Here is a 23,959-nt window from a genome sequence, read left to right as displayed (position 1 = left end):
GTGATATCCCTCCGGCACGCCTGCGAGGTTAGCTGTCGGGTTCGGGCGGGAAGGTGTGCCCGGTCGCCTTTCGGCAACTTCACCCCAAGGCCTTCTCCGTGTTCGCCACCGGAGCGGGTGGCGCGGAGCGGACCGCAGTTGGGTCCCCCGTCCCTGCCCCCTGGTGCCTGTGTGGTGGTACGTGGTGCTCGGGTGGTCGCGTCGACCGGCCCGGGGCAGGGCTCGGCGTGAACCAGGTCGTCGCGAGTCGGGCAGCGGGCGCCGCCGGCCAGACCTTGCTACCTGAAATTCGAAGGACGTGCCTGGATTGATTCCGTCACTCACCGTATTTGGCATGAAGGCGGCTGTCCGGTTTGTTACTAGCAGGAGATAAATGCCATGACGACCGGTGACCGGCGAATCACTCAACGTCTAAGGTTACGGGTGAATCAGAACACATAAATCCTCACCACCATTTGGGTGATGGCGCCCCGCCATTCACTCTTCCGCTGCTTAAACCTTTCCCACCGGCCAAAATGGCTTCCGCCGAATGGCTGAGCTCGATGCCTCAGCGACGTCATCGGGACCGGAAGCTGAAATCGGACTCTCGGCAACTCGACGTAACCTCCTGTTCCGGTACCCTCGTCGCCGTGACGGACGGGAAAATGCCCCTGCGCGCCAAGGTCGCGACCTCCGTGTCGAAGACCGCGGCCGCGCTCTCGAGGGCTGCGGGACGCGGCGACGGCTCGGTCATCGGCGGCTGGATCGGCCTCAAGATCGATCCGGAGCTGCTGAGCCACCTGGCCTCCGGCCGGGCGATCGCCCTCGTCTCCGGCACCAACGGCAAGACGACCACCACCCGGCTCGCGGCGGCCGCGCTCGGGGTGCTCGGTCCGGTGGCCACCAACTCCTTCGGCGCCAACATGCCCACCGGGCACACCTCGGCCCTGGCCAAGGCGGGCGCCACGCCGTTCGCGGTGCTCGAGGTCGACGAGCACTACCTGGCCCGGGTGATCGACGAGACCAACCCGCGCGTGGTGGCCCTGCTCAACCTGTCGCGCGACCAGCTCGACCGGGCCAAAGAGGTCGCGATGATGGCGCAGATGTGGCGCACCGCGCTGGCCGGCCACCCCGACGTGGCCGTGGTCGCCAACGCCGACGACCCGATGGTCGTCTGGGCCGCCCGGGGCGCCTCGCACATCACCTGGTTCAGCGCCGGCCAGCGCTGGCACGACGACTCCTTCGTCTGCCCCGAGAGCGGCGACCCGATCGAACGGGCCAACGGCGACTGGTGGTGCACCGGCTGCCCGCTGCGCCGCCCGCAGGCGCAGTGGCGCGTCGAGGACGACGGCGTGGTCGACCCCCGCGGCGACTGGCACCTGGTCAAGCTCCAGCTTCCCGGCACGGTCAACATCGGCAACGCGGCGACCGCGCTGGCCGTGGCGGCCGAGTTCGGGGTCCGCCCGATCGAGGCGCTCCCCCGGCTCACCACGGTGGCCTCGATCGCCGGCCGCTACGCCCAGGTCGACCGGGACGGCCGCAACATCCGCCTGCTGCTGGCCAAGAACCCGGCCAGCTGGCTGGAGGCCTTCGACATGGCCGAGCAGGCGCCCACGCTGCTCTCCATCAACGCCCGGGACCCGGACGGGTTCGACACGTCCTGGCTCTACGACGTCGACTTCTCGCCCCTGCACGACCGCCCGGTGCTGATCACCGGCGACCGGGCCTACGACCTCGCGGTACGTCTCGAAGTGAACGAAATCCCGTTCCGGCACGTGTCGACTTTCGAGGAGGCGGTCCAGTCGGTGCCCCCGGGACGTCTCGAGGTGATCGCCAACTACACGGCGTTCCAGGACATCCGGGCGGGGCTCGACCGTGTCAACTGATCTTCCCCGCGGCCGGTCGCCGCGGCGGCGAACCACGTCCCCGCGGCGGCGAATCGAGGTCGAAGCATGAGTGACAGCACGCTCCGCATCGTCTGGATCTATCCGGACCTGCTCTCCACCTACGGCGACCGGGGCAACCTGCTGATTCTCGGCCGGCGCGCGGCCATGCGGGGCATCCCGGTGGAGACCTATTCGGTGCGCTCCGACCAGCCGATGCCCTCCACCGCCGACATCTATCTGATCGGCGGCGGCGAGGACGGCCCGCAGGCGCTGGCCGCCCAGCGGCTGATCAGCGACGGCGGTCTGCACCGCGCGGTCAACCAGGGCGCCGCTGTCCTGGCCGTCTGCGCGGGTTACCAGTTGTTCGGTCACTCGTTCTTCGCCAAGGGCACCAAATGCCCCGGGCTGGGCCTGCTGGACCTCTCCTCCGACCGCGGCGAGACCCGCGCGGTCGGCGAGATCCGGGGCGACATCGACCCCCGGCTGGGTCTGCCCCTGCTGAGCGGTTTCGAGAACCACGGCGGGCGCACCCACCTGGGTCCCGGCGTCGCGCCGCTGGCCCGGGTCACGGCCGGCATCGGCAACGACGGGCAGACCGAGGGAGCGTGGCACGGAAAGATCCTGGGCACCTATTCGCACGGGCCCGCGCTCGCTCGCAACCCGGCTATAGCCGATCTGCTACTGCGTTGGGCGATCGGCGCGGATAGTCTTGCCCCCGTCGACGACACCTGGCCCGACCGGCTCCGAGCCGAAAGGCTCGCCGCCGCCGGCGCCTGAACTTTCGAAGCGAGTCCTGACCCGACAAGCACTTGGGCGGTATCACTGCATGACTGACATCCTGATCGCCCCGCGGGGCGCACACCTCGCGGACCCTCAGGTTCCTCAGCCTTCGCAGCAGGCTCTCGAGTCCCAGCAGACGCCGGCCTCTCCCGGCCTGAGCTGGAAGCGTCGCGTCGCCCGCTTCGGCATTCTGGGCCTCGTGCTCGCGGCCGTCGCCGTCGCCGCCGCCGTCCTCCCACTGCAGGAGATCGCCGACCAGTTCGCCCGCCTCGGCCCGGCCGCGGCGGTCGTGATCGCCGTGGTCGGCGGCCTGCTGCTCTCGGTGCTGGTCCCCCGTACGGCCATCACGCTGGCCTGCGGCGCCCTGCTCGGCGCGGCCACCGGCGCGGCGACGGCCCTGGCCGCCGCGGTCATCGCCGCCACCGCCACGTACTACGCCGGCCGCTGGGCCGGTCGCGGCGCCCTGTCGGCCCGCACCGGCGGCAAGCTCCAGCGCCTCGACGGCTGGCTCAACCGCCGCGGCCTCTCCGCCGTGCTGCTGGTCCGCTTCCTGCCGCTGGCGCCCTTCGGCCTGATCGGCTACGCCTACGGCACCACCAGCGTCTGCCGCAAGCGCTACCTGCTCGGCACCACCCTGGCCTCCATCCCGTCGGCCGTCTCCTACGCGGTCATCGGCGCCGCGGTGGTCAAGCCGGGCGAGATGAGCCCGCTGTCGCTGGCCCCGGCCCTGATCGGCTTCACCCTCACCACCAGCATCGTGCTGTGGTGGAAGCGCTCCGCCAAGAAGGCGGCCGCGGCTGCGGCGGCGACCGCCTGACCAAGCTCACACAAAGAACCCGCCGGCGCTCGCCGGCGGGTTCTTTGCTGCGCTGGGTGGGAACGGTCAGACGACGACGCTGACCAGGCGGCCGGCCACCACGATGACCTTCTTGGGATCGCGACCGGCCAGGGCCTCGGCCGCCGCGGCCAGAGCGGCCTCGCGCACCTCGGACTCGGTGGCCGTCGGCGAGACCTCGATGCGGGCCTTCACCTTGCCGTTGACCTGCACCGGGTAGGTGATCGACTCGGCCTTCAGCTGCTCGGGGTCGGCGACCGGGAAGGCCGCGTAGGCCAGCGTGCCCTCGTGGCCCAGCTTGCCCCACAGCTCCTCGGCCAGGTGCGGCGCGAACGGCGACAGCATCAGCACCAGCGGCTCCACCGCCTCACGGGAGACCGTGGGCAGCGGGGTCAGCGTGTTGGTCAGCTCGATCAGCTTGGCGATCGCCGTGTTGAAGCGCAGCTCGTCCAGGTCTTCGGTCACGCCCGCGATGGTGCGGTGCAGGTGCTTGCGGACGGCCGGCTCCAGCGGCTGGTCGCCGACCCGGACCGCGCCCGACTCCTCGTCGATCACCAGGCGCCAGACGCGCTGCAGGAAGCGCTGCGAGCCGATGACCGCGCGGGTCTCCCACGGGCGGGAGACGTCCAGCGGGCCCATCGCCATCTCGTAGACGCGGAACGTGTCGGCCCCGTACTGCTCGCACATCTCGTCGGGGGTGACGACGTTCTTCAGCGACTTGCCCATCTTGCCGTACTCGCGGATCACCTCCACGCCGTCGAAGACGTACTTGCCGTCGCGCTCGGTGACCTCCTCGGCCGGCACGATGACGCCGCGGGAGTCGCGGTACGCGTAGGCCTGGATGTAGCCCTGGTTGAACAGCTTGCGGAACGGCTCGAACGACGAGACGTGGCCCAGGTCGTACAGGACCTTGTGCCAGAAGCGGGCGTACAGCAGGTGCAGCACCGCGTGCTCGACACCGCCGACGTACAGGTCGACGCCACCGCAGTCGCCGTCGCGCCGGGGGCCCATCCAGTAGGCCTCGTTGTCGGGGTCGACCAGCGCCTTCTCGTTGTGCGGGTCCAGGTAGCGCAGCTCATACCAGCAGGAGCCGGCCCACTGCGGCATGGTGTTGGTCTCGCGGGTGTACGACTTCAGGCCGTCGCCCAGGTCCAGCTCGACGTTGACCCAGTCCTTCTTGCGCGACAGCGGCGTCTCGGGCTCGCTGTTCGCGTCGTCCGGGTCGAACGTGCGCGGCGAGAAGTCGTCGACGTCGGGCAGCACGACCGGCAGCATCGACTCGGGCAGCGCGACCGGCAGGCCGGTCTCGTCGTAGACGATCGGGAACGGCTCGCCCCAGTAGCGCTGCCGGCTGAACAGCCAGTCCCGCAGGCGGAAGGTGGTCGCGCCGCGGCCGTGGCCGTGCTGCTCCAGCCAGGTGATCATCTCGGCCTTGGCCTCGACGACGCCCTTGCCGTCCAGCCAGTCGCTGTTGATCGCCACTCCATCGCCGGTGTAGGCGCCCTCGAAGTCCTCGGGGGCCTGCACCGTACGGATGATCGGCAGCTCGAAGACCTCGGCGAACTCCCAGTCGCGGGTGTCCTGCCCGGGCACCGCCATGATCGCGCCGGTGCCGTAGCCGGACAGCACGTAGTCGGCGATGAAGACCGGGATGCTCGCGCCGTTGACCGGGTTGGTGGCGTACGCCCCGGTGAAGACGCCGGTCTTCTCCTTGCCCTCGGTGCGCTGCTCGTCGGTCTTGGCCGCGGCCTCGGCCCGATAGGCGGCGATCGCTCCGGCCGGCGTGGCGTGCCCACCGGTCCACTTCTCGTTGGTGGACGCGGGCCAGGCGGCCGGGGAGATCTCGTCGACCAGCTCGTGCTCGGGCGCCAGCACCATGTAGGTGGCGCCGAACAGCGTGTCCGGCCGCGTGGTGAAGACGGTGATCGTGGCATCGTCGACCGCGAAGTCGACGTGGGCGCCCCGCGAGCGGCCGATCCAGTTGCGCTGCATCAGCTTGACCGGCTCGGGCCAGTCCAGGGTGTCCAGATCCTCGACCAGGCGGTCCCCGTACGCGGTGATCCGCATCATCCACTGCTTCAGGCTGCGCTGGAAGACCGGGTAGTTGCCGCGCTCGCTGCGGCCGTCGGGCGTGACCTCCTCGTTGGCCAGCACCGTACCCAGCCCGGGGCACCAGTTGACCGGGGCCTCACTGACGTAGGCCAGGCGGTGGTCGTCGATCAGCTTGCGCCGCTCGACCTCGGACAGCGCGGCCCACGGGCGGCCGTCCGGCGTCGCCTTGGCGCCCTGCTCGTACGCCGAGATCAGCGACGCGATCGGGCGGGCCTTGCGCACGGCCGGGTCGAACCAGGAGTTGAAGACCTGCAGGAAGATCCACTGCGTCCACCGGTAGTAGTCCGGGTCGGTGGTCGAGAAGGTGCGCCGCTCGTCGTAGGCCAGGCCCAGGCGGCGCAGCTGGTTCTTGTACCGCTCGACGTTGGCCGCCGTGGTGACCGCCGGGTGGGTGCCGGTCTGCACCGCGTACTGCTCGGCGGGCAGCCCGAAGGCGTCGAAGCCCATCGGGTGCAGCACGTTGAAACCGGCCATCCGCTTGTAGCGGGTGTAGCTGTCGGTGCCGATGTAGCCGAGCGGGTGACCCACGTGCAGGCCCGCACCCGACGGGTACGGGAACATGTCCTGGACGTGCAGCTTGGGCGCGCCGGCCCGGGGGTGACCGGGGTCGGCCAGCTCACCGGCCGGGTTGGGCGCCTGGAAGGTTCCGTTCTCAGTCCAGTAGGACTGCCAGCGCGGCTCGATCTCGTTGGCCAGCGCGGCGGTGTAACGGAACTTCGGGGTCTCTGACTCGCTCATCGTCGGCATCCGTCTTCTCGTCTGGTGGTGGCTGGGCACAAAAAAACCCCTCACGCAGGAGGGGTCGCCGTGCTGTTCGCCTCAGAGGCGATCGCAGCACGGCCGGCTAAGAAGCAGGAAACGCCGAGCCATGCGTTGCATGATACCGGTCGCCGCCCGGAAGCGGCGACCGGTATCTCTCGTGCTGTTGTTACGCCGCCGCTCCGTAGACCGCCAGCTCGGTGCTGTCGAGGAAGACGCAGCCGCTGACTGTCGGCGGCTGGCCGGCCGGGCAGAGGCCGGCGTCCTGACCCTGCGAGGTCAGCATCGTGAACCGGACGAACTGGATGTCGTCGCCCGTGCCCGCGGCCAGCGCGATCGGGGTGGGCGTGACCGTGCCGGCCGGGAAGACGCCGCTCGCGGCGACCGCCCAGGTCGTGCCGTCGGCCGAGGTCTCGACGCGGTAGCCACCGGTCGAGGCGGTCTCGTCGTCACCACAGGTCGCCGACGGGTTGATCACCAGCTCGGAGACGTCCACGGCGCCGGAGAGGCGGATCACGGCGTTCACGCCGCCGTCCGCGATCTCCGAACCCCAGCCCGCGATCTGCGACTGGTCGATCAGCTCGGCCGGGCCGCAGCCGTACGCCGTGTAATCGACGCCGGTGAAGCTGACGATCGCCGCGCCGCCCGAGGAGGCCGCCCAGTCCTTGCGGACCGACCAGTTCTCGGTCCTGGTGCCGGAGTTGATCGACAGCGTCTTCACGACGAGGTCGTAACCGGCGCCACGAGCGAAGACCTTGGCGTACGTCCCCGGGATGATCCCGGAGATCGTGTAGGTGCCGTCCGCGGCCGTGGTGGCCCGGTAGTCACCGGCGAAGCCGGAGGCGTGCCCGCCGAACGCGACGGTCAGGCCGCCCACCGCGGCACCGGTGTCCGAGTCGGTGGCCTTGCCCTTGAGGGTGCCCCGCGGCGAGTTGGCCGACGGCGGCGTCGAGAAGTCCTCGACCGGCTGGGTGTCGTCGCCGTCGATCGCGGCGGCGAAGTAGCCCATGCCCCGCTTGGCGAACGTCTTCCAGAGGGCCTTCTGGTTCTTGCCCTTGTTGACCACCAGGTCGGCGGCGAGGATCGAGTTGCGCATGTCCAGGAAGGACGGGTTGGACGGCGAGAGCTCCATGCCGCGCGTCACGATCGACTGCGCGGTCCGGCTGCCGACCGCCTGACGCAGGTCCCACAGGGTCTGCGCCCAGATCTCACCGTCGGCGTGCACCTCGGGGCCACCGGCGACCTTGCCGTAGTCGCCGTAGGTGTAGCCGCCCGGGCCCGCCGTCGGGGTGCCCGGGCAGACCGTGGCGCTCGCGCCGACGGAGCAGTCCAGGGCCTCGCTGCGGATGGTGCCGCCCGCGGTCCAGTACTTGCCGAGGAGCACCTCGCCGGGCTTGGCGGTGTCCTTCTCGAGGCCCTTGGCCACCAGGTAGTCCCAGGCGTAGAAGTCGCTCCACGCCTCACCCATGGAGCCGCCCTGCTGGGAGCTGAGCGTCGAGTTGCCGTCCGCGTCGACCACCAGGCGGTTGGACAGGCCGTGGGTGTACTCGTGGAACACCACGTCGGCCTCGTCGCCGGTGTTGGCGGCGACCGACTGCGGCCCCGGGGACAGCAGGTACATCTGCATGACCGGCGGGATGCCGTCGGGCGGGGTGTTCATGTTGGCGTTGTCGGTGTGGTTGCCGTCAGGCAGGCCGTCCGCGGTGTTCGCGCCGTCCATCGCCTGGCCCTGCACGGCGTCGCCGTCGCGCGCCTCGAAGTTGCCGGCCGCGCGGGTGAAGCCGATCGGGCCGGCCTTGAGGTGGTCGTGGAAGGTGCCCAGGAACGCGAACAGCTGCACCGCGTTCTGCTTGCGGTTGGTCTGCCACGAGTTGGGCGTCTCCGGGTCCCACGAGCAGGGGTACGCGTCGGAGCAGAGGCCACCGACCTCGTCGTTGAAGTCGACGAACGGGTAGTCCCACTGGCGTACGCCGGACGGGCCGACCTCTTCGCTCGCGTCGGGCAGGTCGTTGTCGTTCACGTCCGACCAGACGTGCGCGACGTTGCCGCTCAGGGCGCGCGCGTTGTTCGGCAGCCAGTCCTTGGCGTTCAGGTCGACCGGCTGCTGGCGGCCGCCCTTGGGGGCGCCCGGGTAGTTCTGCCAGACGTCGGCGGTATCGTTGGCGACCGTGCTCTTGCGGTAGAGCACCTCGCCGCCGGCCGCGTCGATCACGTGCACGTAGCCCTCGTCGACGGCGATCGTCTGCCAGGCCAGGCGCACGCCCGAGGCGGTCTGGAACCAGACCTTCTTGGCGTTGCCCTTGTCGCTGAAGACGGTCTTGGCGCCCTCGGTCTTGGTGACCTTGGCGGTGGACGTGCCGAAGACGTCCTTCACGGCGGCGGCCCGGGCGGCGGTGGCCGAGAGCTTCGCGGCGCCGGCGCTCGGCGGCAGCGACCGCAGCGGCGCGCCGTCGACCTGCACGAGCCGGCCGTCCTTGGTCACGTGCGCCTTGAGGCCGTTGCCGAAGACCGGCACGCCGTCGGCCACCTGGACCCAGCTGAGGTGGTGAGTGCCCTCGATGTCGACGTAGTCCTGGCGCAGCACCAGGGTGGCCAGGTCGGCCGCGTCCAGGCCGAAGACCTCGGGGTGGGCCTTGATGTAGTCGAGCGCGATCGTGGTCGGCTTCTTGCCGCTCGGCCCGGTGAGGAAGCCGTCCAGCTTCGCCACCCGACGCGGGGTACCGGTCGCCCGGTCGATGTCGATGATGCCCTGGACGCCCAGGGAGTCGCGCAGGGTGTTCACCGCGGCGTACGAGGGCGCCGGGACGAGGGCGCGGCTCAAAGTGGCGGTCGGTGCGGCGGCCGCGGCAGCGGCCAGGTTCTGGCGGGAGTCGTAATCGGCTCGCCGCTGCTGCTTGCTGTCGGTCGCCCCGTTCACGGCCCCGGGCAGCGGCGCGGCTTGTGCCTGCGTCGGCAGCAGGGTGGCCAGCAGGACGACACCCGCGGCTGCCGCCCCCACCCGCCGGGTCGCGGACGGTACGGATAACGGTCTCAATTCAGCCCCTCTCGATCGGGCCTCACTGGTGAAGCCCGTCGATGGCTGACTCTGGTTGTTTGGTCACGCATATAACTAGAGCGATGTCTGTTTCTTTACCTATCCGAGACCCTTGTCCGGTTGACGGGTGTCGAAACAGCTCGACGGCCGACCTCGGCGTGTCGCTGTGAGCGGGCTAATCTGTGGTGACAGGGCGACTCGCTCAGCTCTTTCGCTGCCCTTTCGCCCCGGGTGCCCACGATGGGCGCGCATACCAACCTGGAGGAGGCCCGTGACAACCCCGACCTGGGACGAGCCCGGTGGACCGATGACGGGCGAGGAATTCCGCGCCGCCACGCAAGCCATCATGTCCAACATCGAACAGGTCATCGAGGGCAAGGGCGCGACGGTCCGGCTCGCGCTCGCGGTTCTCCTGGCCGAGGGCCACCTGCTCATCGAGGATGTGCCCGGTGTGGGCAAGACCAAGCTGGCCAAGGCGCTGGCACGGTCCATCGACTGCTCGGTGCGCCGCATCCAGTTCACCCCTGACCTGCTGCCCAGCGACGTGACCGGGGTGAGCGTCTACAACCAGGAGACGCGCGACTTCGAGTTCAAGCCGGGCGCCGTGTTCGCCAACCTGGTGGTCGGCGACGAGATCAACCGGGCGTCGCCCAAGACCCAGTCCGCCCTCCTCGAGTGCATGGAGGAGCGGCAGGTCACCGTCGACGGCACGACCTACGAGCTGCAGGCGCCGTTCATGGTCATCGCGACACAGAACCCGATCGAGATGGAGGGCACCTACCCTCTTCCCGAGGCGCAGCGCGACCGGTTCACCGCGCGCATCGCCATGGGCTACCCCGACCCGCGCGCCGAGCTGGCGATGCTGAGCGGCCACGGCGCGCACGACCCGCTGAACGACCTGCGGGCCGTCACCGACGCCGCGACGGTTCGCCGCCTGATCGCCACGGTGCGTGACGTGCACGCCGCCGACGCGGTCCAGCAGTACGCGATCGCCCTGGTCACGGCCACCCGGGAGGCGCCCGAGCTCCGTCTCGGCGCGTCACCGCGGTCGACGCTCCAGATGATCCGCACCGCCAAGGCGGTGGCCGCGCTCGAGGGCCGTGACTACGTGCTCCCCGACGACCTGCAGGCGCTGGCCGTGCCGGTGCTCGCGCACCGCATCATCCCGACCGCCGACGCGCAGCTCAACCGGCGGACGACCGACGCGATCGTCTCCGAGATCGTGCACCGTCTGCCGTTGCCGCACGACCGCGGCCGCTCGCCGTACGACACCCGCAACGGCGGCAGCGCGACCAACCAGTACGAGTCCCGGGGGCGCTGAGCATGCGCGAGGCCTTGCGCGGATTGACCACGCGCGGCCGTTCGTTCCTGGCCGCGGCCGCGGCGGCCGGCATCTCCGCGATCATCCTCGGCGAGCGTGACCTGCTGCGGGTGGCCATCCTGCTGGCCGCGCTGCCGCTGCTGGCGGCGGCGTACGTCGGGCGCAGCCGGTACAAGCTGGCCTGCACCCGCGCGCTCGACCCGGGCCGGGCCCCGGTCGGTTCGAGCGCGCGGGTCATCCTGCGCCTGCAGAACATGTCCCGCCTGCCCACCGGCACGCTGTTGCTGGAGGACCGGCTGCCCTACGCCCTGGGCAGCCGCCCCCGGGTGGTGCTCGAGCGGCTCGGCGCCCACCAGGCGAGCAGCGTGGCCTACACGGTGCGGGCCGACGTCCGGGGCCGCTACCCGATCGGCCCGCTGGTGATCCGGCTGACCGACCCGTTCGGCCTGTGCGAGCTCACCCGCTCGTTCCCGAGCGTCGACCGGCTCACCGTCATCCCCCAGGTGGTCACCCTTCCGGCCGTCCGGCTGGCCGGCGAGTACGCGGGCACCGGCGACAGCCGGGCCCGGTCGGTCGCCGTGCACGGCGAGGACGACGCCGCCACCCGCGAGTACCGGCGCGGCGACGACCTGCGCCGGGTGCACTGGCGCTCGACGGCCCGCACGGGCGAGCTGATGGTGCGCCGCGAGGAGCAGCCCTGGGAGAGCCGGGCCACCGTGGTGCTCGACACCCGGGTCTACGCCCACCGCGGCGAGGGCCCGACGGCGAGCTTCGAGTGGGCCGTCTCGGCCACCGCCAGCATCGCGATGCACCTGCGGCAAGCCGGTTACAAACTGCGCCTGGTCACCGGCTCGGGCATCGACATCGACGCCGCCGAGGCGGCCGGCGAGGGCATCATCCTCGACACCCTGGCCGACGTGAAGCTGGCCCAGAACGGCGACATCTCGGTGCTGGTCGAGCAGGTCCGCCGCCGCTCCGACGGCGGCCTGGTGATCGGCATCTTCGGCACGCTGTCCGTGCCCGAGGCCGAGCTGCTGGCCGGTCTGCGCGGCAACGGCGCCACCTGCATCGGCTTCGCGATCGACAGCTCGACCTGGGTCAACCTGACCCCGGGCGAGCGACAGGACGCCGACCGTGACCATTCCGCGGCCGCGCTGGCCCTGGTGCACAGCGGCTGGCGCTCGGTGCCGGTCGTGCACGGGTCGACGCTGCCCGCGCTGTGGCCGGCGGCCGCCCGGGGCTCCAGTGGCTTCGCGTGGCGCGCGGCCATGGCTGAGACTGTGAGTGGAGTGAACCGATGAGCGGCCGACGCCGTCTCGGGCTCGTCGCGGCGGGGGCGACCATCCTCGCCGCCGCGCCCATCTCGTCGATCTTCGACAGCTACACCTGGTTGATGGAGTGCCTGCTGACGGTGGGCCTGATCGCCGGCGTGGCGGTCGGTGCCCGGACCCTGCGGTTCCCCGCCTGGGCCCAGGCGCTCGGCATGATCGTCATGCTGCTGCTCACGCTGACCTGGCTCTTCCCCAGCGGTGAAGAGTTCCTCATCCCGACGCCGTCGACGTTCGGCCACTTCGCCGAGCTGTTCACCCAGGCCGGGCAGGACACCCGGTCGTACGGCGTGCCCGTGCCCGACCGGCCGGGCCTGCTCTTCGTCACGGTGCTGGGCATCGGCGCGGTCGCGATCGCGGTCGACCTGCTGACCGTGGTGGCCCGCAAGCCGGCCCTGGCCGGCCTGCCGATGCTGGCGATCTACTCCGTGCCGGTCGCGGTCTACGTCGACAGCGTCCCGGTGCTGCCCTTCATCATCGGCGCCTTCGGTTTCCTCTGGCTCCTGGTCAGCGACAACATCGACCGGGTACGCCGGTTCGGGCGCCGCTTCACCGGCGACGGCCGGGACGTGGACGTGTGGGAACCGTCGCCGCTGGCCGCGGCCGGACGCCGCCTGGGCGTCGTGGGCGTCGTGGCCGCCGTGCTGCTGCCGCTGCTGGTCCCCACGATCAGCGGCGGGCTGCTCTCGCAGCTCACCCAGAGCGGCTCGGGGGTGGGCGTCGGCCCCGGCACCGGCTCGGGCGGACGGATCAACCTGTTCGCCTCGCTCAGCGGCCAGCTGAGCCAGACCGAGGTCGCCGAGCTGGTCCGGCTCAAGACCGACGAGAACACCCCCTACTACCTGCGCTTCGGGGTGGCCGACCAGCTCAGCATCAACGGCTTCGGCAGCACCGCGCCGACCGGCGAGACCGTCACCCAGGGTCTGCCCGACCCGCGTACGGCCACCGCCGCCGGCTCCTTCAGCGAGCACCGGGCCGAGGTCGAGATCAGCGACAAGCTGACGCAGGGCATGCTGCCGCTCTACCAGAACACGGTGGGGCTCGACGGGCTGCAGAACGGCTGGTCCTTCGACGACAACCAGCAGGTCGTCTTCTCGAGCCGGCGGTCGACCCGGGATCTGAATTACTCGTTCGACTACGTGCGGGCGCGGTACACGCCGGCCCTGCTGCGCCAGGCCGAGCCGCTCGACCGGGACGACCCGATCGTCCGGCGCAACACCGCCCACCCCGACGACGCCACGGTCAGCGCGCTGGTCCGGCGGATCGTCGCCGGCAAGCAGAACGATTACGACAAGATCCGCGCGCTCTACGAGTACTTCTCTACGAAGAACGGCTTCACCTACCGGCTGTCGACGCAGCCCATCGCCAACAGCTCCGAGATCTCGGCGTTCCTGCAGACCAAGGTCGGCTACTGCCAGCAGTACGCGGCCGCGCTGGCCTGGATGGCGCGGGAAGCCGGCATCCCGGCGCGGGTGGCGTTCGGCTTCACCCGGGGCGAGAAGGAGGGTGACACGTACGTCATCACCAACCGCAACGCCCACGCCTGGACCGAGATCTACCTGAAGGGCTTCGGCTGGATCCCGTTCGACGCCACCCCGGCGTCGAGCGTGGCCGGCGCGGCCCGGTCCGACTACGCCCCCGACGTCGACCAGCAGGCCCCGACGGCGACGGCGTCGGAGTCGGCGGCCGCACCGGGCGCCGACCCGTCGGCGGCCGCGGGTGGCGTGGAGCGGCCCGACCGCCCGGACTTCAACGACCAGGCGGCGGCCGGTTCGACCGGGTCGAGCACGAGTGCCCTCTCGGGCACCGCGCTGCTGATCATCGCCCTGGCCGCCCTGTTGATCGCGTTGCTGCTGGTGCCGGCCCTGCGCCGGGTGCTGGTGCGACGCCATCGGCACGCGGTCACGGCGCCGAAGGAGCCGAAGGTCAGGTCTCTGGAGGGGCCGGGCGACATCGTGGTGACGGCCGAGGTGGTGAAGGCGCGGGCCGACGCGCACGCGGCCTGGGACGAGCTGATGGACACGATGGTCGACTTCCGCATCCCGATCGACCCGAGCGAGACACCCCGGGTCACAGCCCAGCGACTGATCAACGACGCGGTGCTGCTCGACGAGCCCGCCGCGGCGGCGAACCTGCTGGGCACCGCGGAGGAACGAGCCCGCTACGCCCGCAAGCCCCTGGAGGGCCAGGAGCTGACGGTGGCGCTGGGCCGGGTCCGCAGAGGCCTGGCGCGGTCGGCCAACCGGCGCACCCGCCTGGCGGCGGTACTGATGCCACCTTCGGTGCTGATGCGCTGGCGCCTCGGCCTGGCCGACGCCTCCGCCCGCTTGGTGGGCGCAGGCGGCCGCCTACGAGAGACCCTGGCCAAGGCCAGCCCGCGCCGCCTCCTGCCACACCGCACCCGCTGAGTCACTGAGTCACTGAGTCACTGAGTCACTGACGGTCGATGCCGCCCCTCCTGGTGAGGGGCGGCATCGCCGTTCCAGGGGCCGTCGCCGTTCCAGGGGCCGTCGCCGTTCCAGGGGCCGCCGCCGTTCCAGGGGCCGCCGCCGTTCCAGGGGCCGTCGCCGTTCCAGGGCCGTCGCCGTTCCAGGCGCCGTCGCCGTTCCAGGCGCCGTCGCCGTTGCAGGGGCCACCGCCGCCCCGCCAGCCACCGCCGTCCCGGGGGCCACGGCCGTCCCGCCAGCCACCGCCGTCCCGGGGGCCACGGCCGTCCCGCCAGCCCGTCCCGCCAGCACCGCCGTCCCGCCAGCACCGCCGTCTGCGGGATTCGCTGTCCCGCCAGCACCGCCGTCCCGCCAGCCACCGCCGTCCCGCCAGTACCGCCGTCTGCGGGATTCGCTGTCCCGCCAGAACCGCTGTCTGCGAGCATCGCTGTCCCGAGGACTGCCGCACTGTCCCAAGGACACCGGCGCCGCGAAGGCTTAGCCGCTCCGAGGGCTGCCGCACTGTTCCGAGAGCTGCAGCGCTGCCCAAGGGGCTGCTTCGCTGTTCCGAGGGCATGGCCGTCCCGAGGACTGCCGCACTGTTCCGAGAGCTGCAGCGCTGCCCAAGGGGCTGCTTCGCTGTTCCGAGGGCATGGCCGTCCCGAGGACTGCCGCACTGTTCCGAGAGCTGCAGCGCTGCCCAAGGGGCTGCTTCGCTGTCCCTGGAGTTGCCTCGCTGCTCCAGGGAGCTGCCTCGCTGTCCCGAGGGCATGGCTTTTCCCAGGAACGACCCCGCTGTGCCCAGCGACTGCCTCGCCGTTTCCGGGAGCGACCTCGCTGATCCGGGGTCAGACGTAGCGATCAGGGTCGCGTCAGGTCGGGGGCCAGCCCGTTATGCGGCCTCTTGTCACCGCTGCTGCGACCGCGCTGGGGCCGTTGGGGCCGCCCGCCGCGGGATGGCGAGCGACTCGCGGGCCCGACCGGTCATGGGGGCGAACCGGGAACCCGGCTCGCCGGCGAACCCGGCCGTTCCGCAGTCACCGTCGCGGCGACGACCGCACAGGGCGGTGTAGGTGCCGGTGGCGACCAGGATCCGTTCGATCAGTGGGTTGCAGTTGAGCACGCTGAGGCTGCGCCGCTGGGCCTGCGCATCCCTTGAGCAGGCGAGCAGGGCATTGACGACCGACGCGTCTATGAAGGTGACCCGGGCGACGTCCAGCGCGACCGCTTCGTGCCCGTCGAGGAAAGCCGCCTCGACCAGGGCAATCAGCATCGCGCGGTTGTCCCGGTCGAAGTCCCCCCGCGCGGACAGCAGCGCATTGCGGCCGTCGGAGGCGATGATCGCGACATCGCCCACGGATGAAGGTCCAGTCATGTCCATGCTCCCGATGTCGGTGAGCCGGCCTGGTTCTCTCTTTCCGTTCCCCGGACCGTCAAAAATCATGCGGGAACGAAGGCGACCGACCACACGGACCGTCGTGGACGCGAAGACGACCGACCCACTCCACGCGGCCGCGAGGGCGACCCACCGGCACAGTGCAGGCACCAGGGCGACCGGCAATGCGCGAGCACGAGGGCGACCGACATTGCGCGGGCGCCAGGACGACCAACCGGCACTGCGCGCGCCAAGACGACCAACCAGCACTGCTCGGGCCCCAGGACGACCAACCAGCAGTGCGCGGGCGCAAAGACGACCGACCAAGGCGCTGCGCGGGCGGCGAGGCGACCAACCACGGTGCTGCGGGCGTGGAGGACACAGGAAAGCCTGATGGCGGCCGGTGGCCGCCATCAAAGAGCTTGTGCGAGGGCCGCGGCTTCCCTTGTGGCTGTCAGCCGCGGTCCGTCAGCCGGTCAGCGATGTCCCTCGGGGCGCTGGCGCCAGCGATCCTCCAGGCGATCGAGGAAGCCGGACTTGCGGGTCTGGCGTGTGCGACGCGTGGCGGTGCCGCCCACGGCCTGCAGGTCGGGAGCCGAACCCTTGCGCCGGGACTGCATCGCGAAAGCGGCCGCGCCGAGCATGACGACGAAGCCCGCGACGCCCAGCGGCGTTGTCCGGCTGACCGTGCCATAGACGACCAGCGCTAGGCCGAGCACGATGACGAACGCGGCGACGAGGAGCCGGCGTCGCGCGTGAAAACGCGGGTCGCTGGCCCGCACAGCCGAGGCGAACTTAGGGTCCTCGGCAAGCGACCGCTCGATCTGATCGAACAGCCGCTGCTCGTGCTCCGAGAGCGGCACGGCATTCCTCCCCGGGCGCAGATCCAACCCCCCAGGCGGGGTCGGGGTGTCACTGAGGTAAGTGGCGCGGGACAGCCGTCGGCTGCCTTACCGAGCAAGTCTACGAGGGGGTTGGCGGGTCGGAAAGCGGGACGACCGTCGAGTGCGGGTGATTTTCGGTTCTGCGCAGGTCGCTTCGTCCCAAAAGACTGGCTGGACCGAGACCGCCGGGACCGAAACGGGCGATGACGGCGTCGCGCGCGGCCTCGGCCTCACGCCAGCCGCGCTCGGGCTCACCCAGGCTGAGCTGCCGCGATGTGGTGGCCGTGGCGGTGAGGCCCTCGACGCGGACCCCGACGAGGCGAATATGCTCGCTCGCGCCCAGCGCGGTGAAGAGCGACCAGGAAATCTCAAAGATCTCCCGGGCGACATCGGTGCTCGTGTGCACCGTGCGGGAGCGGTTGACCGTCCGGAAGTCGGCCAGACGCACCTTGATCGCCACCGTGCGGCCCACGACGCCGGCCGAGCGCAGCCGGGCGCCGACCTTGTCGGCCAGGGCGAGCAGGCTCCGGCGGATGAGCTGAGGGTCGGCGATGTCGACGTCGAAGGTCATCTCGGCGCCGATCGACTTCTCCTCGCGCTCGGTGCTGACCCGGCGCGGGTCGCGGCCCCAGGAGAGCTCGTGCAGGTGGGTGGCGGCGGCCTCGCCCACGGCGCCGCGCAGCATGCCGAGCGGGGCGTGCGCGATCTCGCCGACCGTGGTGAGGCCCAGGCGGCGCAGCGACTCGGCGGCCCGCTCACCGACACCCCAGAGCGTGTCGACCGGCAACGGGTGGAGGAAGTCGAGGACGAGGGGCCCCGGCACGACGATCACGCCGTCGGGCTTGGCCCGGGTCGAGCCGAGCTTGGCCACGAACTTGGTCGGCGCGACGCCCACCGAGCAGGTCAGATCCTGCTCGTCGCGCATGCGCCGGCGGATCAGGTGGGCGATCTCGGTCGGGCGGCCGAGCAGGCGCTGGGCGCCGGCCACGTCGAGGAACGCCTCGTCGGACGAGAGCGGCTCGACCAGCGGCGTGACGTCCCGGAAGATCGCCATGACGGCCCGGGAGGCGGCGCCGATGGCCGGACCGTCGACGGGCAGGAAGACTCCCCGGGGGCAGAGCGCGCGGGCCCGGGCGGTCGGCATGGCGCTGCGCACCCCGAAGCGGCGGGCCTCGTAGCTGGCCGAGCTGACCACGCCGCGCGGGCCGACACCACCCACGATCACCGGCTGGCCGCGCAGCTCGGGCTGCGACCGCACGGCCACCGAGGCGAAGAACGCGTCCATGTCGACGTGCAGGATCGAGCAGCCCGCGTCGTCGGCGCCCGGGCCGAAACGCGGGTCGCGTCCTTTCGGCACCGCCTGGCTGCGTCCCACGTCAGGGAGGTTAGCCCGACCCCCCGACAAAACCGGATCACCGCAGCCCAGCGCGCCTTTCCGCGCCGACCCATCCCCCAGCCCGACAGAGACCCGGACCGGGAAAAGGGCTGGTCAGCGGGCGATGAGCAGCGGGATCTCCATCTCGGCGGCGGTGACCGAGGCGTGGAAGGCGATCAGCCGGCCGATCGTCGGCGGCTCCCAGCCACCGGCCAGCGCGATCGCCCGGCCCTGACAGATGATCACCACGTCGCCGATCCGGCCGCGGTGGTCGGCCGGCACCGGGCCGTACCAGCCGCCGTCGATCGCCTCGTCGCGGGTGAGCACCCAGGCCGCGTCGCCGAGCACGCCCTTCCAGGCGGCGACCACGTCGTCGAGGGCGCCGGGCGCGGCGTAGAGATAGCGGACGCGGGGCTCCCCGGCGACGCCCACGATCCCGTCGCGCAGTGCCGGAATGTCCGCCATGTCGAAACGTGCGTCCAGCGGAACATTGAGCTGGCCGTGGTCGGCCACGACGAGCAGCGCCGATCGCGGGGGCAGGCCGTGCACGAGCCGGTCGAGCAGCGCCTCGACACCCCGGGCGGCGGTGCGCCAGGCCGGGGAGTCGACGCCGTCGCCGTGGCCGTGATGGTCGAGGTCGGGGTGATAGCCGTAGACCAGCGCCGGTCCGGTCGCCGCCTCGAGCGCCGCCAGCATCCGGTCGGCGAGGGCATCACCGCCTGCCGGTGTGTAGTGAGCGCCGCGGTAGGCCGCGACGGTCAGGCCGCTGCCCTCGAACTCGGGCCGGCTCACCGCGGTCGCCGCGACCCCGGCCGCCGCCGCGAGCTCGAAGCGGGTCGGGACCGGTTGCCAGGCCGCCGGGTCGGGGTCGTGCTTCCACTGGATGTGGTTGAGCACCCGCCCGTCCGGTCGCCGCGTGGTGAAGCCGAGGATGCCGTGCGCGCCCGTCGGCACGCCGGTGCCGAGAGTGACCAGGCTGACCGGAGTGGTGGACGGGAAACCCGCGGTCAGCGTCCGGCCACGGGCGGCCAGGCCGGCCAGAACCGGGGCGTACGGGGTGATCAGCGGCAGTTGGTGGGCGCCGAGCCCGTCGACGAGCAGCACGGCGACGCGGGTGACGCCGTCCAGTTCGTCCCGCAGGCCGAGGGGGTCGGACGCGCCGGGCACGCCCAGCAGCGCCGAGACGCTGGGCAGCACGTCGGCGAGGCTGCCCGAGCCGTACGCCGGCCGCACCGGCTCGAACGCCGAGGCGGGCAGCTGGTCGGCCGGCACGACCAGCGGCTCGGCGGTCACGGCTTGCGGGCGAAGAGGTGCAGCTGGGAGGCGATGTCGCGGAACGGCGGCCGGGACGACAGCTCCAGCTCGAGCTCGAGCAGCGCCTGCGGGTCCTCCTCGACGACGGCGGCCGGCAGCAGATCGGCCAGGACCCGTACGCCATGGGTCTGCTCGATCGTCAGCCCGGCCGCGTCCAGCAGGTCGGTCGCGGTCGCGGCGTCGTAGCGCCGGCGCAGGGTGTCGCGCGCGCCGGCCCGGCCCTCGGGATCGGCCGCCACCGCGCCGGCCGCTCGCAGATGCCCGTTGATCGCCCGGCCCAGGATGGCCGCCGCCCGGCCCGCCACCAGCACACTGACCGCGCCGCCGGGACGCAGCGCCGTGGCCATGGCCGCGACCACGCCGGCCGGGTCGTCGACGACCTCGAGCACGGCATGGCACAGGATCAGGTCGACGCTGTCCGGAGCGATCAGGCCGGCCAGCGCGTCGCCGTCGCCCTGCACGGCCCGGATCCGGCCGGCGACTCCGGCGTCGGCGGCCCGCCGGGTGAGCGCGGCCAGCGCGTCCGGGCTGGCGTCCACGACGGTGACGGCGTGTCCGGCCTCGGCCAGCGGGACGGCGAAGCCGCCGGTGCCGCCGCCGACGTCCAGCACGGTCAGCTCCCGGCCGGCGTGCCGTTCCAGCTCACGGCCCAGCACCGCCCAGACGGCGGCGGTGCGGGCGGAGACGAGCGGGCGCGCGGTCCGCGTCGATGCGTTGTCCACAGGGGCAGAGTAACGGCAGGCGGGTGCGGGTCTCAGAACCGGAACAGGACCCCGGTGGCGCGGCGCATCTCGCAGCTGTTGCCGAACCGGTGGGTCCAGCTGACGTCGCGGCCCTGCCACGTGCCGCTCAGCGTGGCGGTGATCGGCTTGTAGAGCAGGATGCAGGCGGTCGACGTGCGCGGGATCCGGCCGGGGTCGGCGTCGACCTGCTCGAGCGTGGCGCAGGCCTGCACCGCGCGCGGGTGACCGCCGCCGGGTGGGTCGCAGGTGAGCTTGACCGCCATCGCGAAACCGGCGTCGGCGAGGTAGCTCAGTGTGACTTCGCTGCGGGTGGTGGGGCGCGGCGCCGACCCGTACGTCGGCTTGGGATCGGGCACGGGGCCGATCAGCGCGGTGAGCGTGGCGGCAAGCAGAACTGGGAGCATGCCACTAAAGGTACAAAATCGGGCGAAAGGAATGTTCAGCGGAAGTCCCGCGAGGCCGGCGACACCGGTGGGGTGAGCGCCTCGAGCCGGTCCGCCACCAGGTTGAGCACCCCCTCGGCCTTCTCGAGCCGGCCCCGCACGATCAGCGCCGAGCTGGTGCGGGCCACCCGCCGATAGCGCTGCCACAGCCCCGGCGAGCAGGTCACGTTGAGCATCCCGGTCTCGTCCTCCAGGTTCACGAACGTCACCCCGCCCGCGGTCGCCGGTCGCTGCCGGTGGGTCACGATCCCGCCCACCCGGATGCGGGTGCCGGCCTCGACCCGGCCCACCTGGGCGATCGGCAGGGCGCCCACCTGGTCGAGGCCGGCCCGCAGGAACTGGGCCGGGTGCGTCTCGGGCGACAACCCGGTGGCCCAGACGTCGGCGACCAGCTCGTCGACCGCGCTCAGGCCGGGCAGCATCGGCGCGTCGGTGCCGGTCACCGTGCCGGGCAGCCGGTCGGGCCGGTCCTGCGAAGCCGCCCCGGCCGCCCAGAGCGCCTCCCGCCGGGTGAGGCCGAAACTCGCGAAGGCGTCGGCCGTGGCGAGCGCCTCCAGGTGGGTGGTGGAACAGCCCGTACGCCGGGAAAGGTCGGCCATGCCCCGGTACGGCCCGTTCGCGCGCCGATCCTGCTCGATCCGTCCGGCCAGGTCCTCGCCGAGCGTGCGGATGCTGGCCAGCCCCTGCCGGACAGCCGGGCCGCCGAGGCCCCACGCGTGCGGCGGCTCCCCCGGAAGCGCGCCCCACCGGGTCTTCGGCGTCGACTCCAGGGTGGCCTTGGCGTCGCTCAGGTTGATGTCGGGCCGGCGCACCTCGACACCGTGCCGGCGGGCGTCGTCGACCAGCGACTGCGGCGAGTAGAAGCCCATCGGCTGGGCGTTGAGCAGGGCCGCGCAGAAGGCGGCCGGGTGGTACCGCTTCAGCCACGCGCTGGCGTACACCAGATAGGCGAAGCTCATCGAGTGGCTCTCCGGGAAGCCGTAGTTGGCGAAGGCGGAGAGCTTGGTGAAGAGGTCGTCGGCCAGCTCCCCGGTGATCCCGTTGGCGGCCATCCCCTCGTACAGCCGCTTCTTGATCCTCTCCATCTTCTCGACCGACCTCTTCGAGCCCATCGCCCGGCGCAACTGATCGGCCTCGGCCGGGTCGAAGCCGGCCACGTCGATCGCGAGCTGCATGAGCTGCTCCTGGAAGAGCGGCACGCCGAGCGTCTTCTCAAGCGCGTTGCGCATCAGCGGATGGGGATAGGTGATCGGCTCCAGACCGTTCTTGCGCCGGATGAACGGGTGGACCGAGCCGCCCTGGATCGGGCCCGGCCGGATCAGCGCGACCTCCACCACCAGGTCGTAGAACACGCGCGGCTTGAGCCGGGGCAGGGTCGCCATCTGGGCACGGCTCTCCACCTGGAAGACGCCCACCGAATCGGCCCGGCAGAGCATGTCGTAGACCTCGGCGTCGGTCAGGTCCATGGTGGAGATGTCCAGATCCGATTCGATCATCTCGTACGCGTACCGCAGCGCCGACAACATGCCCAGGCCCAGCAGGTCGAACTTGACCAGCTCGATCGCGGCGCAGTCGTCCTTGTCCCACTGCAGCACCGTGCGGCCCGGCATGCGCCCCCACTCCACCGGGCAGACCTCGATGATCGGGCGGTCGCAGATCACCATGCCGCCCGAGTGGATGCCCAGGTGGCGGGGGAAGTCCTGCACCTGGTTGGCGAACTCGACCACCTGGGCCGGGATGTCCTCGACGTCGACCGTGGCCACGCTGCCCCACCGGTCGATCTGCTTGCTCCAGGCGTCCTGCTGACCCGGCGAGAACCCGAACGCCTTGGCCATGTCGCGCACCGCCGAACGCGGCCGGTACGAGATGACATTGGCGACCTGGGCGGTGTGCTCGCGGCCGTGCAGCTCGTAGACGTGCTGGATGACCTCCTCACGCCGGTCCGACTCGATGTCGACGTCGATGTCGGGCGGGCCGTCGCGCTCCGGGGCCAGGAACCGCTCGAAGAGCAGGTTGTGCGCGACCGCGTCCACATTGGTGATACGCAGCGCGTAACAGACCGCGGAGTTGGCCGCGCTCCCCCGGCCCTGGGCGTAGATGCCCTGGTCACGGCAGAACTGGACGATGTCGTAGACGACCAGGAAGTAGCCGGGGAAGCCCAGCTCCTCGATCATCCGGAGCTCGTACTCGAGCTGCTCGTAGGCCCGGGGATGCGCCTGCGGCGGGCCGTACCGGTCGCGCGCGCCGCGCATGGTGAGCTCGCGCAGCCAGGACATCTCGGTGTGCCCCGGCTCGGGGATCGTGAAGTCGGGCAGCCTCGGGGCGATCAGCTGCAGGTCGAACGCGAGGTCCTCGCCGAACATCGCGGCCGCCTCGACCGCACCCGGCCAGGCGGCGAACCGGCGGGCCATCTCGTCACCGCCGCGCAGGTGGGCGGTGCCGGCCGCGGGCAGCCAGCCGTCCATCTCGTCGAGGCTGCGGCGCGAGCGGACGGCGGCCAGCGCGGTGGCGAGCCGGCGCCGGGCCGGGGTCGCGTAGTGCACGTTGTTGGTGGCGACGACCTCGAGGCGGCGGCTCCGGGCCAGCGCGTGCAGGGCGTCGTTGCGGTCGTCGTCGTACGGGTCGCCGTGCGAGGTCAGCTCGACCGCGACGTTGGGCCGGCCGAACAGGGCGACCAGGCGGTCGAGCTCGGCCGCCGCGGCGTCGAGGCCCCCGGTGGCCAGCGCCTTGGGGACCGGCCCCTTACGGCAGCCGGTGAGGATCAGCACGTGGTCGCGCAGCGTCTCGGCGAGATGCTCCAGGTCCCCGTACTCGGGCTTGCCCTTCTCCCCACCGGCGAGCTGACCCCGGGAGACGACGCTGGCCAGCCGGGCGTACCCCTCGTGACCGTGCGCCAGGGCGAGCAGGTGGCGGCCCTCGGGGTCGGCTTCGCCGTTCTGCGGCTTGCTCAGGTCGAGCGACAGCTCGGCGCCGAAGATCGTGGGCAGGCCCAGCTCGCGGGCCGCCTGGGAGAACCGGACCACGCCGTAGAAGCCGTCGTGGTCGGTGACGGCCAGGCCGTTCAGCCCGAGGCGGGCGGCCTCCTCGGCCAGCTCCTCCGGGTGGCTGGCGCCGTCGAGAAAGCTGAAGTTGGAGTGACAGTGGAGTTCCGCGTACGGGGTGACGTGCTCGCGCCGCACCAGGGCGGGCGCCTCGTAGGGTTGCCGCTTGCGTGACCAGGCCGGCGAGTCCCCGCCGTCACCGTCGACGGCGAGCGGATCGACGACCGGCTGCAGGTGCCGCTGCTCCTTCGCGTCCCCGCCGCCCCCGGTGAGCGTCTTCTCCAGGTCCGCCCAGGACATCTTGGGGTTATGAAAGCCCACACC

Annotated in this window: 15 protein-coding genes and 1 riboswitch; of the genes, 6 read left to right on the top strand and 9 right to left on the bottom strand. The window is 71.6% G+C overall.

Annotation, left to right across the window (positions count from 1 at the left end):
* Nucleotides 1-2: 2 nt before the first annotated feature.
* Nucleotides 3-187: riboswitch (cyclic di-AMP (ydaO/yuaA leader) on the bottom strand.
* A gap of 457 nt (nucleotides 188-644) precedes the next feature.
* From HJC40_RS01820 to HJC40_RS01810, 3 genes are all read left to right on the top strand, one after another.
* Entirely contained in the window at nucleotides 645-1,865 is a 1,221-nt protein-coding gene (locus HJC40_RS01820) for a Mur ligase family protein (protein ID WP_249998208.1), read from the top strand.
* 66 nt (nucleotides 1,866-1,931) lie between these two features.
* Nucleotides 1,932-2,642, top strand: a complete 711-nt coding sequence (locus HJC40_RS01815; RefSeq protein ID WP_249997830.1) for a type 1 glutamine amidotransferase — start codon at nucleotides 1,932-1,934, stop codon at nucleotides 2,640-2,642.
* Nucleotides 2,643-2,691: 49 nt separating this feature from the next.
* Complete coding sequence (locus HJC40_RS01810) at nucleotides 2,692-3,462, top strand: TVP38/TMEM64 family protein (RefSeq protein ID WP_249997829.1); 771 nt, start codon at nucleotides 2,692-2,694, stop codon at nucleotides 3,460-3,462.
* Between the two features lie 66 nt (nucleotides 3,463-3,528).
* On the opposite strand, the gene leuS is transcribed toward HJC40_RS01810, so the two are convergent.
* Both leuS and HJC40_RS01800 read right to left on the bottom strand, forming a co-directional pair.
* Nucleotides 3,529-6,339, bottom strand: a complete 2,811-nt coding sequence (gene leuS / locus HJC40_RS01805; protein ID WP_249997828.1) for a leucine--tRNA ligase — start codon at nucleotides 6,337-6,339, stop codon at nucleotides 3,529-3,531.
* A gap of 181 nt (nucleotides 6,340-6,520) precedes the next feature.
* A complete protein-coding gene (locus tag HJC40_RS01800) occupies nucleotides 6,521-9,349 on the bottom strand; it encodes a M36 family metallopeptidase (RefSeq protein ID WP_249997827.1) in 2,829 nt (942 codons plus the stop codon).
* A gap of 307 nt (nucleotides 9,350-9,656) precedes the next feature.
* Here HJC40_RS01800 and HJC40_RS01795 point away from each other — a divergent pair, with 307 nt between their 5' ends.
* The 3 genes from HJC40_RS01795 to HJC40_RS01785 are packed head-to-tail and all read left to right on the top strand — an operon-like array spanning nucleotide 9,657 to nucleotide 14,442.
* Entirely contained in the window at nucleotides 9,657-10,706 is a 1,050-nt protein-coding gene (locus tag HJC40_RS01795) for a MoxR family ATPase (protein ID WP_249997826.1), read from the top strand.
* Between the two features lie 2 nt (nucleotides 10,707-10,708).
* Nucleotides 10,709-12,007: a DUF58 domain-containing protein gene (locus HJC40_RS01790; RefSeq protein ID WP_249997825.1), complete on the top strand. Its 1,299-nt coding sequence runs from the start codon at nucleotides 10,709-10,711 to the stop codon at nucleotides 12,005-12,007.
* On the top strand, nucleotides 12,004-14,442 hold the full coding sequence (locus HJC40_RS01785) for a DUF3488 and transglutaminase-like domain-containing protein (protein ID WP_249997824.1): 2,439 nt from the start codon (nucleotides 12,004-12,006) through the stop codon (nucleotides 14,440-14,442). Before HJC40_RS01790 ends, HJC40_RS01785 begins: the two co-directional genes overlap by 4 nt.
* Before the next feature lie 925 nt (nucleotides 14,443-15,367).
* Here the strand turns inward: HJC40_RS01785 and HJC40_RS01780 are convergent.
* From HJC40_RS01780 to HJC40_RS01750, 7 genes are all read right to left on the bottom strand, one after another.
* Nucleotides 15,368-15,817, bottom strand: a complete 450-nt coding sequence (locus HJC40_RS01780; RefSeq protein WP_249997823.1) for an STAS domain-containing protein — start codon at nucleotides 15,815-15,817, stop codon at nucleotides 15,368-15,370.
* Nucleotides 15,818-16,311: 494 nt separating this feature from the next.
* The gene (locus HJC40_RS01775) at nucleotides 16,312-16,698 is read right to left on the bottom strand and encodes a DUF3040 domain-containing protein (RefSeq protein ID WP_221376132.1); all 387 of its coding nucleotides are present in this window, start codon (nucleotides 16,696-16,698) and stop codon (nucleotides 16,312-16,314) included.
* A gap of 100 nt (nucleotides 16,699-16,798) precedes the next feature.
* On the bottom strand, nucleotides 16,799-18,094 hold the full coding sequence (dinB, locus tag HJC40_RS01770) for a DNA polymerase IV (RefSeq protein WP_249997822.1): 1,296 nt from the start codon (nucleotides 18,092-18,094) through the stop codon (nucleotides 16,799-16,801).
* A gap of 114 nt (nucleotides 18,095-18,208) precedes the next feature.
* Nucleotides 18,209-19,387: an alkaline phosphatase family protein gene (locus HJC40_RS01765; protein WP_249997821.1), complete on the bottom strand. Its 1,179-nt coding sequence runs from the start codon at nucleotides 19,385-19,387 to the stop codon at nucleotides 18,209-18,211.
* The gene (locus HJC40_RS01760) at nucleotides 19,384-20,130 is read right to left on the bottom strand and encodes a methyltransferase domain-containing protein (RefSeq protein ID WP_249997820.1); all 747 of its coding nucleotides are present in this window, start codon (nucleotides 20,128-20,130) and stop codon (nucleotides 19,384-19,386) included. Before HJC40_RS01760 ends, HJC40_RS01765 begins: the two co-directional genes overlap by 4 nt.
* Before the next feature lie 32 nt (nucleotides 20,131-20,162).
* Entirely contained in the window at nucleotides 20,163-20,555 is a 393-nt protein-coding gene (locus HJC40_RS01755; RefSeq protein ID WP_249997819.1) for an SSI family serine proteinase inhibitor, read from the bottom strand.
* 35 nt (nucleotides 20,556-20,590) lie between these two features.
* The gene (locus tag HJC40_RS01750; RefSeq protein ID WP_249997818.1) at nucleotides 20,591-23,956 is read right to left on the bottom strand and encodes an error-prone DNA polymerase; all 3,366 of its coding nucleotides are present in this window, start codon (nucleotides 23,954-23,956) and stop codon (nucleotides 20,591-20,593) included.
* Between the last annotated feature and the right edge of the window lie 3 nt (nucleotides 23,957-23,959).

Source organism: Actinoplanes sp. M2I2 (genome assembly GCF_023544445.1).
Lineage (GTDB): Bacteria > Actinomycetota > Actinomycetes > Mycobacteriales > Micromonosporaceae > Actinoplanes.
Note: the sequence above shows the minus strand (reverse complement) of the source record. Positions and strands in the feature narration are given on the sequence as shown.